Source organism: Streptomyces sp. NPDC006235, assembly GCF_040613735.1.
Classification (GTDB): domain Bacteria; phylum Actinomycetota; class Actinomycetes; order Streptomycetales; family Streptomycetaceae; genus Streptomyces.
The window spans coordinates 18754-32804 of record NZ_JBEXSR010000002.1 but is presented as its reverse complement, the minus strand read 5'-3'; the positions used below and the strand labels follow the sequence as shown (position 1 = coordinate 32804).

General features: G+C 71.2%; 10 protein-coding genes. 8 read left to right on the top strand and 2 right to left on the bottom strand.

What is annotated here, in order from left to right; translation table 11 throughout:
• Positions 1 to 36: 36 nt before the first annotated feature.
• The gene (locus ABZ192_RS02315) at positions 37 to 1374 is read right to left on the bottom strand and encodes a 6-phospho-beta-glucosidase (protein WP_356922639.1); all 1338 of its coding nucleotides are present in this window, start codon (positions 1372 to 1374) and stop codon (positions 37 to 39) included.
• Positions 1371 to 2135 (bottom strand): DeoR/GlpR family DNA-binding transcription regulator, encoded by a 765-nt coding sequence (locus tag ABZ192_RS02310; RefSeq protein WP_356922949.1) that lies wholly within the window; start codon positions 2133 to 2135, stop codon positions 1371 to 1373. Before ABZ192_RS02310 ends, ABZ192_RS02315 begins: the two co-directional genes overlap by 4 nt.
• Positions 2136 to 2298: 163 nt before the next feature.
• Between ABZ192_RS02310 and ABZ192_RS02305 the strand changes: the two genes are divergently transcribed.
• The 8 genes from ABZ192_RS02305 to ABZ192_RS02270 all read left to right on the top strand — a co-directional run bounded on the left by ABZ192_RS02305 (position 2299) and on the right by ABZ192_RS02270 (position 14048).
• Positions 2299 to 3318 (top strand): carbohydrate kinase family protein, encoded by a 1020-nt coding sequence (locus ABZ192_RS02305; RefSeq protein WP_356922638.1) that lies wholly within the window; start codon positions 2299 to 2301, stop codon positions 3316 to 3318.
• 48 nt (positions 3319 to 3366) lie between these two features.
• Entirely contained in the window at positions 3367 to 4644 is a 1278-nt protein-coding gene (locus ABZ192_RS02300) for an extracellular solute-binding protein (RefSeq protein ID WP_356922637.1), read from the top strand.
• Between the two features lie 124 nt (positions 4645 to 4768).
• Positions 4769 to 5653 carry a sugar ABC transporter permease gene (locus ABZ192_RS02295; RefSeq protein WP_356922948.1) on the top strand — a complete coding sequence of 295 codons (885 nt, stop codon included), beginning with the start codon at positions 4769 to 4771 and terminating at the stop codon, positions 5651 to 5653.
• Complete coding sequence (locus ABZ192_RS02290; protein ID WP_356922636.1) at positions 5650 to 6519, top strand: carbohydrate ABC transporter permease; 870 nt, start codon at positions 5650 to 5652, stop codon at positions 6517 to 6519. The genes ABZ192_RS02295 and ABZ192_RS02290 overlap by 4 nt, the downstream gene beginning before the upstream one ends.
• A gap of 138 nt (positions 6520 to 6657) precedes the next feature.
• Complete coding sequence (locus ABZ192_RS02285; RefSeq protein WP_356922635.1) at positions 6658 to 7554, top strand: ectonucleotide pyrophosphatase/phosphodiesterase; 897 nt, start codon at positions 6658 to 6660, stop codon at positions 7552 to 7554.
• On the top strand, positions 7551 to 10484 hold the full coding sequence (locus ABZ192_RS02280; RefSeq protein ID WP_356922634.1) for a glycoside hydrolase family 2 TIM barrel-domain containing protein: 2934 nt from the start codon (positions 7551 to 7553) through the stop codon (positions 10482 to 10484). The genes ABZ192_RS02285 and ABZ192_RS02280 overlap by 4 nt, the downstream gene beginning before the upstream one ends.
• Before the next feature lie 34 nt (positions 10485 to 10518).
• Positions 10519 to 12354: a LamG-like jellyroll fold domain-containing protein gene (locus ABZ192_RS02275; RefSeq protein WP_356922633.1), complete on the top strand. Its 1836-nt coding sequence runs from the start codon at positions 10519 to 10521 to the stop codon at positions 12352 to 12354.
• A 17-nt stretch (positions 12355 to 12371) separates the two neighbouring features.
• A complete protein-coding gene (locus tag ABZ192_RS02270; RefSeq protein ID WP_356922632.1) occupies positions 12372 to 14048 on the top strand; it encodes a PHP domain-containing protein in 1677 nt (558 codons plus the stop codon).
• Positions 14049 to 14051: the final 3 nt, after the last annotated feature.

Genomic DNA, 14051 nt, shown 5'->3' with positions numbered 1-14051 from the left:
CGGGAAGCGGTGGGGAAAGCGCTTACCGAGCGGGGTTCACCTAAGGTACGCCAGCCCGGGGTGGACCTCGGTGTAGCCCTCGACCAGCCTGCGGGCCACATTGACGGAGTCGACGAGCGGGTGCAGCGCGAAGGCCTTCACGGCCGTCTCGCGGGACCCGGAGTCGGCCGCGGCGAGCACCTCGCGCTCGACCGCCTTGACCGCGCAGACCAGGCCGGTGGCGTGGTCGGGCAGCGGGTCGACGGTGACGGGGTGGGCGCCGTTGGCGTCGACGAGGCAGGGGACCTCGATGACGGCGTCCGCGTCCAGGACCGACAGGGTGCGCTGGTTGCGGACGTTGAGGATCAGGGTCGTGCGCTCGTCCCGGGCGATCGCCCGCATCAGGGCGAGGGCCACCTTCTCGTAGCCGCCGGACAGGTCGTCCTCGTCGCGTTCGCCGGCGCCGGCGGTCTCCCGGTTCTCGGCCATGTAGGTGGCCTCGCGCTCGGCGCGGGTGCGGTCCCAGACCTTCCACGCGGGGGCGTCCGGGTTGCGCATCTCGGCGTAGAAGCGGGCCTGCTGGTCGTGCAGGAAGGCGCCGCGGGTCTTCTCGGCCTGCTGGTAGGCGCGGACGGCTTCCCGGTTGAAGTAGTAGTAGTGCAGGTATTCGTTGGGGATCGCACCCAGGGACCGCAGCCAGTCGACGCCGAAGAGCTTGCCCTCCTCGAAGGAGCCGAGCAGGTCCGGGTCGGCGAGCAGGCGCGGGAGCTCGTCGCGGCCGGCGACGCGCAGGCCGCGCACCCAGCCGAGGTGGTTGAGGCCCACGTAGTCGATCCAGGCCTCCTTCGGGTTCGCGCCGAGCACCCGGGCGATGCGGCGGCCGAGGCCGACCGGGGAGTCGCAGATGCCGATGACGCGGTCGCCGAGGTGGCGGGACATGGCCTCGGTGACCAGGCCGGCCGGGTTGGTGAAGTTGATGACCCAGGCGTCCGGCGCCAGGCGGGCGACGCGCCGGGCGATGTCGACGGCGACCGGGACGGTGCGCAGGCCGTAGGCGATGCCGCCCGCGCCGACCGTCTCCTGGCCGAGGACACCCTGGTCCAGGGCCACGCGCTCGTCGTTCGCCCTGCCCTCCAGGCCGCCGACGCGGATCGCGGAGAACACGAAGTCGGCGCCGCGCAGGGCCTCGTCCAGATCGGTGGTGGCACTCACCTCGGGCGCGTCGGGGACTCCGGCCGCCTGCTCGGCGAGGACGCGCGTCACCGCGGACAGTCTCGCGGAATCCAGATCGTGCAGGACGACGTGCGTCACCCGGCCCTCGGCGTGGTCCTGGAGGAGCGCCCCGTACACCAGCGGCACGCGGAATCCTCCGCCGCCCAGAATCGTCAGCTTCACGTCTGCACCCTTCCCGTCACGACGACCTCGACTCCTGCCTCCTGAAGGGAGGACCGCGTCGCCGTGTCGACCGGCTCGTTCGTCACCACCACGTCCAGCTCCTCGGGACCGCAGACCTTCGCCATCCCGTGACCGGGGAACTTCGCCGCGTCGGCCAGCAGCACGACCTTCTCGCCGGCCTTGATCATGGCGCGCTTGACCGGCACCTCCACCACCGTCGTATCCATGACCTGACCACCGGGCCGCACGCCGCTGGTGCCGAGGAAGAGCCAGTCGGCGTGCAGCTGGCGCAGGTTGTCCTCGGTGAGAAAGCCGACCAGGGAGCGGTACTCGCGGCGGACCATGCCGCCGAGCAGGACCAGCTCGATGCCCTCGTCGTCGGCGAGCTCCTCGTAGACCACCAGGTTGCTGGTGATCACGGTGAGCCGGCGGCCGTGCAGCTGCCGGGCCAGACGGTAGGCCGTCGTCCCGATGTCCAGCAGCACCGACTGGCCGTCCCTGACCATGGCCGCCGCGTGCTCGGCTATGGCGTCCTTCTCGGCGACGCGCACCTCGGCGACCTCGGCGAAGGGCTGGTCGCCCTCCTCGACCACGGCGCCGCCGTGGACGCGGGTGAGCAGCCCGTCTTCTTCCAGTTTGACCAGGTCACGCCTGATTGTGGCGGGACTCACGCCGAGTTGCTCCGAGAGGTCGGTCACGGAGGCGGGCCCGCCGGAGCGCAGGGCCCGCAGGATGAGTTGGTGTCGTCGTTCTGCCAGCACGGCGTGAACAGTACTCGTCATCTCCAATCATTTCCATGCTCGCTTCTGCTCGGGTATTGACCAATCTCTCCGATCGGCGCACGATTCCGGTCACCGAAATGAAGAGTTTTGACGAGCTCGCGGGGTGGGCTCCTCGAACGCTTCCGAACGAGAGGACCCCTCCGTGGACGACGACCGGCCCGATGTGCTGCTGACCGGGCTGCTCTTCTACGACCTCGTCCTCACGGGGCTCGGCAAGGCCCCGACCCCGGGCGAGGAGATCTGGACGACGGGCATGGGCTGCGGCCCGGGCGGCATCGCCAACCTGGCGGTGGCGGCCAGCCGCTTCGGCCTGCGCACCTCGCTGGCCACCGTGTTCGGCGACGACCTCTACGGCGAGTGCTGCCGGGACATCCTGTGCGACCAGGAGGACGTCGACCTCTCCCTCTCCCGTACGGCCGACGGCTGGCCCACCCCGGTCACCGTGGCCCTGGCGCACGGCACGGACCGTGCCCTGGTCACCCACGGGCAGGAGCCGCCGTACTCGCAGGACGTGCTGGTGGGCGACCCGCCCGCGGCGCGTACCGCCCTGGTGCACATCGAGGCGCAGCCGCGCGACTGGCTCGCCAAGGCCGCCGCGGGCGGCACGCAGATCTACGCGGACGTCGGCTGGGACCCCAGCCAGGAGTGGTCGACGGCCCTCCTGGACCAGCTCGCGCTCTGCCACGCCTTCCTCCCGAACGAGACGGAGGCCATGGCCTACACCCGCACGGACAGCGCGGTGGCCGCGCTCGGCACGCTGTCCGAACTGGTGCCGGTCGCGGTCGTCACCCGGGGCGGGGACGGGGCGATGGCCGTCGACCAGACGACCGGCGAGTACGCCGACGTGCCCGCCCTCGACGTCGAGGTGCTGGACGCGACGGGCGCCGGGGACGTCTTCGGCGCCGCGTTCGTCACCGCCTCGCTCGGCGGCTGGCCGCTCGCGGAGCGGCTGCGGTTCGCGGTGCTCGCCGCCGGGCTGTCGGTCCGGCACCACGGCGGGGCGCTGGCCGCCCCCGGCTGGTACGGCGTCGACCGCTGGTGGCGCTCCCTGACCGACCCCGATCTGAAGCGGGCCTACGGCTTCCTGGCGGACCGGCTCCCGGAGAACCCCGGGCCGCCGGTCGCGTACGCCCCCGTCACCCCTCCCGCACGGCAGCACTGACCTTCACCCACACCTCGGCACCACGAACAGGAAAAACAGGAGTGACCCGTGGACCTTTCTCGTAGAGGCTTCCTCCAGGCCGCCGCGCTCACCGCGGCCGCCTCCGGCCTGACCGTCGCATGCGGCGGCGGCTCGGGATCGGGCGGTACCAAGAACGGCAAGAGCCTCACCATGTGGTACTGGGGTGGCGCGCTGAGCGACAAGGTGGTCGCGGAGGCCAAGGCGCACTTCGGCAACCAGATCAAGCTGACCGCCGCCTCCATCGGCGGCGACTTCAAGCAGAAGCTCACCACCACGCTCGCGGCGGGCAGCTCCGTGCCCGACATCACCGGCATCAAGGGCGAGGACATCGCGTCCTTCCTGCCCAACGCCGGCCGCTTCCTCGACCTGAACGACCTGGGCTTCAAGGAGGTCTCGTCCAAGTACCTGGACTGGAAGACCAAGCTCGCCCAGACCGAGGACGGCAAGCAGATCGGGTTCCCGATCGACATCGGCCCCACCGCGCTCTTCTACCGCGCGGACCTGTTCCGCAAGGCCGGGCTGCCCACCGACCCTGACAAGGTCGCCGCCGAGGCCGGGACCTGGGACGACTACTTCGCGCTCGGCTCCGAGCTGAAGAAGGCCGTGCCCGGCACCTACCTGATCAACAACATGGGCTCGGTGTTCAACATCGCGGTCGGCCAGGGCACGAAGCGGTTCATCGACGAGAACAACCACTTCATCGGCGACCAGGACCACATCCGCGAAGCGTGGACCACGGCGATCCGCCCCTACACGCTGGGCATCGACGCCAAGATCAACGACCAGACCTGGAACGCCGCCATCGGCAAGAACCTGGGCACCGAACTCGGCGCGGCCTGGCACGCCCTGGACATCGAGCAGGCCGCCCCGGGCACCAAGGGCAAGTGGCGGGTCTGTGCCACGCCCGGCGGCCCGGCCAACCAGGGCGGCTCCTACCTGGCGCTGCCCAAGCAGTGCCGTAACCCCGAAGAGGCATTCAAGATCATCAGCTGGATCCTCAGCCCGGCCAACAACGCCCGCGGCTTCACCGACGCCGCCATCTTCCCCGCCTCCCCCGCCTCCTACGCCATGCCCGCCATGACGGGCGCCGACGCCTTCTTCGGCGGGCAGAAGATCATCGAGGTCTTCGGCCCGGCCGCCAAGGCCATCCCGGTCAGCTACGAGGCACCCGCCGACGCCGCGGTCATGGCTCCCTACTTCACCGAGCTGACCAGCATCGAGGCCAAGGGCAAGAAGCCCGACGCCGCCTGGAAGGACGCCGTCAGCCAGGCCAAGCAGATCGCCCGGCGACAGGGGGTGAACTGAGGTGTCATCACCTCCGGTCACCGGTCCCGCCACGGTGCCCGAGCACCGCGGCGGGCCGGGCCCGGCCCGGTTCCGCCCGCGGCGCACCCCGCCCGCGGGCGCCGTCCGGCCGAGCCGGCGCGGGGTGCTGTCGCACTGGCGGCAGTACCTGGCGATCTCGCCGTTCTACCTGATCTTCATCGCCTTCTCCTTCTTCCCCGTCTTCTACTCGCTGTATCTGGCCTTCCAGCGCTACGACGGTCTCGGCACCAAGCAGTTCGTGGGCCTCCAGCAGTTCGAGTTCCTCTGGAACGATCCGGTCTTCTGGCTGTCGATCCGCAACACCCTGGTGATCTGGGTGCTGTCCACCGTGCCCACGCTCCTCGGGGCCCTGGTCCTGGCGACGCTGCTGCATTCGGTGCGCCGCTTCAAAGGCTTCTACCGCATCGCCCTCTATGTACCGAACGTCACCTCGATCGTCGCCGTGGCGATCTTCTTCGGCGCGGTGTTCAGCAACAACTTCGGCCTGGTCAACGCGATCCTGGGCACGGTCGGCATCTCGCCCGTCCCGTGGCTGAGCAACCCGTGGCTGATCAAGCTGGTCATCGCGCTGCTGATGACCTGGATGTGGACCGGCTACAACATGATCATCTATCTGGCCGGTCTCCAGGCGATCCCGACCTCGATCTACGAGGCGGCGAAGATGGACGGTGCCGGTCCCGTCCGCACGTTCTTCCAGATCACCATCCCGATCATGCGGCCGATCATCCTGTTCACCGTCATCATCTCGACCATCAACGGACTGCAGAGCTTCAGCGAACCCCAGGTCCTCTTCGCCAGCAACGCCGCCAACCAGAACCTCGGCGGCCCGGGCCAGGCGGGCCTGACCACGCTGCTGTACTTCTACCAGTCGGCCTTCCTCAACAACGACTACGGCTACGGAGCGGCCATCGTGTGGGCCTTCTTCGTCCTGATCATGGTGCTCGTCGTCATCAACTGGCGCCTCGTGCAGCGGGGGAGGAAAGCATGACGACAGCGGACACGACACGGCCGGCCACGGGCACGCGGCGGCTGCGCCGCCCCAAGGGCCTGACCGCGCACATCCTCCTCGTTCTGGCCGTCCTGATCTCGGTCTTCCCGTTCGTGTGGACGATCGTCATGGCGACCAACACCACCGAGGACATCTACAAGAGCCCGCCGAAGCTGACCTTCGGCTCCCACCTGCTGGAGAACATCCGGCATGTGCTGAACACCATCGACTTCTTCGGGTCGATGCTCAACACGATCCTCGTCGCGAGCGTCACCACCGCCCTGGTGCTGTTCATCGACTCGCTGGCCGCCTTCGCCTTCGCCAAGTTCGACTTCCCCGGGCGCAAGGTGCTCTTCGGCACGCTGCTCGTGTTCATGATGCTGCCGCTCCAGCTGGCCGTCCTGCCGCAGTTCATCCTCATGTCGGAGATCGGCTGGGTCGGCATGCTCAAGGCGCTGGCCCTGCCCGCCCTGGCCAACGCCTTCGGCATCTTCTGGCTGAACCAGTACATACAGAACGGCGTGCCCGACGAGCTGCTCGACGCCGCGCGCATCGACGGCGCCGGGTTCTTCCGCCAGTACTGGAACATCGCGCTGCCGATGATCAAGCCCGCGCTGTCCTTCCTCGCCATCTACGCCTTCGTCAACGCCTGGAACGACTACGTCTGGCCGCTCATCGTGCTCACCGACCCCAGCCACGTCACGCTCCAGGTGGAGCTCGCCCAGCTCCATGTCGGCCACACCACCGACTACAGCATGGTCATGGCCGGTGTCGTCATGGCGGCCCTGCCGCTGGTCGCGGTCTTCGCCATCTTCGCGCGCGGCTTCATCGCGGGCGCGACGGAGGGAGCGGTCCAGGGCAGCTGACGCGCCCCGAAGGGGGCGCCACAAAGCGGCGCGGGGAACTGCGCGACAAGCCACGACGGACGCGCGGTCGACAACTGGCAGAAGGCCCCGAGCTCGTGGTCGTCGGGCCGCAAGGGCGAGCGACGAGGGAGGCAAGCAGTGACGGACAGCAGCGCACGCGCCAAGGTGCTCGTCGTCGGCATGGACGGTCTGCGCTACGACCGACTGACCCGCTCCCCGGCCACCGCACCCGTACTGCACGGCCTGATGACCGGCGGCGCCCACGGCACCAGCATGCTGCCCTACGGCCGGGCCGATGACGGGCCGTCGGCCGGCACGGCCTACACGGACTCCGGGCCCGGCTGGTCGAGCGTGCTCACCGGGGTGTGGCCCGACCGGCACGGAGTGACCGGCAACGACTTCCTCGGTGCCGACTACACCCGCTACCCCGATTTCCTCAGCCGCGCCGCCACCGCCCGGCCCGGTCTGCGCACCGCGGCCGCGGTGTCCTGGCCGGAACTGGTCGACCGCGGCGTCCTCGGCCCCGCCGTCGGGCGGCGGGTGCGCTACGACGGCGAGTCCGGCGGCTACGAACCCGCCGACCGCCTCGTCGCCGACACCGCGGCGCGCTGGCTCACCGAGGACGACCCGGACGTCGTGTTCGTGTACTTCGGCGCCACCGACGAGGCCGGTCACGCCACGGGTCCCCTCAGCCCCGCCTACGACCGGGCCCTGCTCGCCCAGGACGCCCACCTCGGGCGGCTCCTGGAGGCGATCGACGCGCGGCGCGCCCACGAGCACTGGACCGTGCTGGTCACCACGGACCACGGTCACCTCGACACCGGCGGCCACGGTGGCGACACGCGTGCCGAACGGGAGGTCTTCGTCATCCTCGCCGAGCCCGGCATGCCCGGAGGCACCAGCCTCGACACGCCCCGCCTCGTCGACATCGCCCCCACCGTCCTGGACCGTCTCGGCATCCCCGTCGACCCCGCCTGGGGCCTGCCGGGCCGTGCCCTTGCCCCGCCCACCCCACCGACTTCGGAATGGCCATGACCGACGCACTCCCCGATCCCCTGATCGCCCTGCGCCCCTGGGAAGCCCCCGAGGTGACCTCCTGGCGGCGGCTCCCCATGAACGCCGTCGACCGGCGGCCCGGGGCCGTCTCCCTGGACGGCGACTGGCGTTTCCAGCTGCTGCCCGCGCCGGACGCTCCGGTGGGCGAGGACTGGTCGTCGGCGTACGTGCCCGGTGTCTGGACCATGCAGGGCACGGACGATCTGCCGCGGTACCTCAACGTCCGGATGCCGTTCGCCGAGTTCCCGCCGGACGTGCCCGCCGCCAACCCGACGGGGGTGTACGAGCGTGCGGTCGACGTGCCGGCCGAGTGGGCCGGGCGGCGGATCGTGCTCCAGGTCGGGGCGGCGGAGAGCGTGCTGCTGGTGCACGTGGACGGGCGGCCCGTCGGGATCTCCAAGGACTCCCACCTCGCCGCCGAATTCGATCTGACGGACGTGGTGCGCCCCGGGGATCGGGCCACGCTGCGCCTCACCGTCGTGAAGTGGTCCGACGCTTCGCACATCGAGGACCAGGACCAGTGGTGGCACGGCGGCATCACGCGTTCGGTGCTGCTGTACGCCACCGACCCACTGCATCTCGCGGACGTGACCGTGCGGGCCCGGTGGGACGGTGACCTGCGGGTGGACTGCCTGGTGCGGAACGCGGGCGGCGCCCTGCCCGAGGGCTGGTACGTCAGCGGGGAGCTGGACGGGTTGCTGCTCACGCAGGACGCGGAGTTCGACCGGGCGGGCGCCGAGGACGAGCGCGTCTCCGCCTTCCTCGGCGAGGCCCGGCTGCGGGCCGCCGTGGCGGACGTGCGCGCCTGGACCGCCGAGACGCCCGAGCTGTACGGCCTGGCCGTCCGGCTGCACCGCGCCGACGGCACGGTCGCCGACAGCTCGCACCACCGGGTCGGCTTCCGTGACGTCGAGATCACCGGCCGGGACCTTCTGGTCAACGGCGAGCGCGTGTTCGTCCGGGGCGTCAACCGGCACGACTTCCACCCGCTGACCGGCCGGACCGTCTCGTACGACGACATGCGCGCGGACCTCGTCCTGCTGAAGCGGTTCGGCTTCAACGCGATCCGCACCGCGCACTACCCGAACGACCCGGCCCTGTACGACCTGGCCGACGAGCTCGGCTTCTACGTCGTCGACGAGGCCGACATCGAGTCCCACGACCACGCGCACGAGATCGCCGACGACCCGCGCTATCTGGGGGCCTTCGTGGACCGGGTCGCGCGGATGGTGCTGCGGGACAAGAACCACCCGTCCGTGATCATCTGGTCGCTGGGCAACGAGTCCGACTACGGCGCGAACCACGACGCGGCGGCGGGCTGGGTGCGCCGGCACGATCCGACCCGGCCGGTGCAGTACGAGGGCGCGGCCAAGCGCGGCTGGGCCGACCCGGACCTGGCCTCCGACATCGCCTGCCCGATGTACGCCCCGCTCCAGGAGTGTCTGGCGCACGCCATGTCCGGGACGCAGACCAAGCCGCTCATCCAGTGCGAGTACTCGCACGCCATGGGCAACAGCAACGGCACGCTCGCCGACCATTGGGAGGCCATCGAGGCCACCCCGGGTCTTCAGGGCGGGTTCATCTGGGAGTTCTGGGACCACGGCATCCTCCAGCGTGTGAACGACGGCAGACCGGCCGGGCGCGGGGGCGCCGGGCTCTATGACAACGGTGTCGCCGCGCCCGGCCATCGTTGGGCGTACGGCGGCGACTTCGGGGAGACCGACCACGACGGCGCCTTCATCGCCGACGGGGTCGTCTTCCCCGACCGCACCCCCAAGCCCGTGATGTCCGAGCACCGGGAGATCGCCGCGCCGCTGCGCATCGAGTGCTTCCGGCACGAGGGCGTCGTCCTGGTCAACCACCAGCACTTCCGGGGCCTGGACTGGCTGTCCGGCGAGTGGGAGCTGTCCCTCGCCGACGGCGGCACCAGGACCGCCCCCGCCGAGCTGCCCGAGCTGCGGCCGGGCCGGACGGCCGCCGTACCGCTGCCGTTCGAGCTGCCGGAGGACGGCGGCGAGGCATGGCTGACGCTGCGGGTGACGACGGCCCGGGACGAGCCGTGGGCGCCGCGCGGCACGGTCGTCTGCCTGCCGCAGGTGCGGCTGCGGGCGGCGGAGCCGGTGCGGCACACGCCGGTCAGGAACCGCCAAGTCGAGGTCGACGAGGACGGGCTGCTCGTCCATCCGCTGCTCACGGCCGGGCCCACGCTGTCGCTGTGGCGGGCGCCCACCGACAACGACGAACTGGGCGGCATGGCGGCGCGCTGGCGTGACTGGGGTCTGGACGCGCTCACCCGCAAGGTCGTCGCCGTACGGCGTGACCCGGGGCGGGTGTCCGTGGTCACCGACCACGTCGGCCCGGGCGGCACCGTCCGGCACGAGCAGGTGTTCACGGCGGTCGAGGGCGGACTGCTCGTGGAGGAGTGCGCCGAGCTGCCCGAGGCGCTGGACGACGTGGCCCGGCTGGGTTCGGTCTTCGAGACGGCCGCCGGGCTGAACCTGCTGGAGTGGTTCGGGAAGGGCCCCTGGGAGTCGTACCCGGACCGGGGCGCGGGAGCGCCCGTCGGCCACCACTCGCTGCCGGTGGACGAGCTGTTCACGCCGTACCTGCGGCCCCAGGAGAGCGGCGGGCGGCACGGCGTGCGGCGGTTCACGCTGTCCGCGCCCGACGCGACCGGGCTCGCGGTGCGGCTGGACCGGCCCCGCCAGGTCTGCGTGACCCGCCATCGCGCGGCCGACCTCGCCTCGGCCGCGCATCACGACGAACTGGTGCCGCGGGCGGGGTGCGTGGTGCACATCGACGCGGCGCACCGCGGTCTCGGCACGGCCTCCTGCGGGCCCGACACCTTCGCCACCTATCTCGTCCCGGTCGGCGTCCACCGCTGGAGCTGGACGCTGCGCGTTCTCTGAGTTCTCCCCCTCTCGAGTCACCTCTGGAGCACCTGTGTGCACTTCGCGTGATCACGACCTGGGCGAAGCCCCCCAGGCCGGCGCCGGAAGACGCGGTTTCCTGCGCGCCACCGCCCTGCTCGGCGCGACCGCCACGGCCGTGGCCGCGCTGCCGGCCGTCACCGCCCGGGCGGCTCCGGCGAGCCCGCGCCCCGACCCGCGCAGCCGCCGCTTCACGCTCGCCGTGATGCCGGACACGCAGTACCTCTTCGACGGGCCGAGCATCGACAGGGCACCGGTCGAGGCGTCGCTGCGCTATCTGCTGGAGCACGGCAAGGAGGAGAACCTCGTCTTCCTGTCCCACCTCGGGGACCTCACGCAGAACGGCGCGAAGGAGGAGTTCGCGGCGATCGGCGAGGCGTTCGGGCTGCTGGACCGGCGGGGCGTCGGCTACAGCGTCCTGGCCGGGAACCACGACGTGAAGTCGTCGACGACCGACCAGCGAGGTGCGACACCGTATCTGGACGCCTTCGGGCCGGAGCGGTTCACGGGGCAGCGGACGTTCGGCGGTGCCTCCCCGGACGGCTACAACACCTTCCACCTGTTCACCGCGGGCGCCCGGCAGTGGATGGTGCTCGCGCTGGACTGGCGGCTGTCGCCGCAGGGGTACGCGTGGGCGAAGGACGTCCTGGCGCGGCACCCCAAGACGCCCGTGATCCTCACGACGCACGAACTGGTCGTCGAGGACGACTCGTTGTCGGCCTACGGGCAGCAGCTGTGGGACCAGCTGATCGAGGACCACGACCAGATCTTCCTCACCCTCAACGGGCACTACTGGCCCGCCGCCCGCGCGACGCGCAAGAACGCGGCCGGACATGACGTCCATCTGCATCTGACGAACTACCAGAACCGTTATTTCGGCGGCGCGGCGATGATCCGCCTCTACCGGTTCGACCTGGACCGCAACGTCATCGACGTGGAGACGGTCTCCCCCTGGATCCTGGGCCGGGCCGGGAAGGGGCTCAACGAGCTGGAGCGGCAGGAGATGGAGCTGAGCGGCGACGCCGACCGGTTCTCCGTCGAGATCGACTTCGAGGAGCGCTTCTCCGGCTTCGCGCCCGTGCCCGCCCGTCCGGCGCGGCCCGCCTCGAAGCTGCTGGTCCCGGGCACCGCGGCGTACTGGCGTTTCGACAAACCCGTCGACGGCACGGCCGGCACGGTCCGGGACCTGTCCGGGCGGGGCAACGACCTCTCGCTCGTCACGGTGGGCGGCGGCGCGCTGGGCTGGTCGGCGGACCACCACCCCGACCAGCCGGGCCACGGCAGCCTGGAGTTCCAGGGCTTCAAGTCCCCGCTGAAGGGCGCCTACCTGCGCACGGTCGACGGGGCCCCGCTCAACTCGGCCACGTTCCGGGACGGCTACACCATCGAGGCGTTCTACCGGCTGCCCGCCGACTGGGACCCGGACCACCACGCCTGGTCGGGCCTGGTCGGCCGCACGGGCACGGGCGGCGCCGCCGGCAAGAGCGCCGACGACCCCGACGAGCCGCTGGCCACGCTGTCGTTGTCCAACGACCGCGAACCGCAGTGGGCGATGCGACCGCTCAACCAGCAGGGCATCGCGACCAACTGGGGCCAGGAGACCCCGCTGGAGACCTGGTGGCACCTCGCGGTCGTCAACGACGGCCGGCACACCACGCTGTACGTCGAGGGCTGCCCGGTGCTCCGCAACCCCAAGGCGCCCTCCGTCGGCATCACCTCCGTCGGCCTGCCGTGGCTGCTCGGCGGCTACGAGTACGGCGGAAAGATCGACCAGATCTTCCACGGCCGGCTCGGCGACGTCCGGATCGTCGCCCGGGCGCTGCCCGTCACCTCCTTCATGAACCACTGACCTCCCGGGGAACCCTCATGACAGAGCAGCAGCTGCCCGCCTGGGCCGACCCGTCCGTCTCCCCCGCCGCCCTCGATCCCCAGGGTGTCTCCCGCCGCGGGCTCCTGCGCCGCGCGGGCCTGTTCGGCGCCGCGTTCGCCCTGGGCTCTTCGGCGACCCCGGCCCTGGCCGCCGACGGCGGCGACAGACGGCCGGGCGGCGAGGACCCCCGCCTCGCCTACCTCGTCGGCGACCACCACATCCACTCCGTCTACAGCCACGACGCCAAGTACACCTTCTCCCAACTGGCCGCCGCGGGCGCGAAGTACGGCCTGGACTGGATGGTGTTCACCGAGCACTCCAACTTCGGGCACGCCGACTTCGGGGCCGCGCTGGAGCACCGGGAGATCCTGGACGCCCGAGCCGAGAACCCGCGTCAGCTGATCTTCCAGGGCCTGGAGTGGTACATCCCGGCGGCCGAGCACTGCACGGTGTTCACCGCTCCCGGCCCGCACGAGGTCGACCTGCTGACCCGGTTCGAGCGCGCCTACGACGGCAAACTGCTCGGCTATGACAAGGGCGGCCCCGCCGACGCGGACACCGCCCGCAACGAGGCACACGCCGTCAAGGCGCTCAAGTGGCTGGCGGAGCAGCGCCGTTCGGGCTACGTCGACGACGTGCTGGTCCTCGCCAACCACCCCATGCGCCTGGGCATCGACTCACCGCACGAGATGCGCGACTGGCGGGACGCGGCGCCCGGGATCATGATCGGCATGGAGGGCGCGCCGGGCGCCCAGGGCGCCGCCATACCCGGCTGGCGCGGCGCCACCTCGATCCGCGGCGAGTACGAGAACAAGCCGTCCGCGCAGTCCTGGCCCGGCTACCCGGCGGACGCCTACCTCACGTACGGCGGCTTCGACTGGGCGACCGCCACCGTCGGCGGCCTGTGGGACTCGATGCTCGCCGAGGGGCGGCTGTTCTCGGTCACCACCAACTCCGACGCCCACCGGATCGTCTTCGACACCTGGAAGAACGGCGACTGGCAGCCCGGCCAGACCTTCGACAGCACCGGGAAGCTGCCCGACCCGGTGAACACGGACACCCCGCAGCCGGGCAGTGACTTCTGGCCCGGGCAGTTCAGCCGTACGCACGTGGGCGTGACCCGCTACGGCTACCGCGCGGTCATGGCGGGTTTGCGGGCGGGCCGGGTCTGGCTCGACCACGGGCATCTGCTCGACGGACTCGACGTCCGGCTGAAGCGGGACGGCGACCGGGGCAGGGGCGTGACGCTGGGCGGCCGGCTGCGGGTCCGCAAGGGCGAGAGGCTCACCCTGAACGTCACCGTGACGACCGCCTCCCGGCCCAACCCCCAGGGCATCCTTCCCGAGTTGGCGCACGTGGACGTCATCCGCGGCGCGGTGCGCGGCCCGGTCGCCGACCGCGACACCTGGAAGGCCCCCGACACCCGGGTCGTCCGCTCGCAGGACGTCTCCGGCCGCACGGGCACCTACACGCTGCGCATCCCGCTGACCGCGGGCGAGGAGTCCTTCTACGTCCGGCTGCGCGGCAGCGACGGCAACCGGAACGGCACCGGCTACCTCGGCGCCTCGGTCGACCCGCACGGGCCGGTTCCGCACGCACCCGGGGACGGTGACCCGTGGGCGGATACGTGGTTCTATGCGAACCCGGTATTCGTCGACGTGGAAGGTACCTGACCT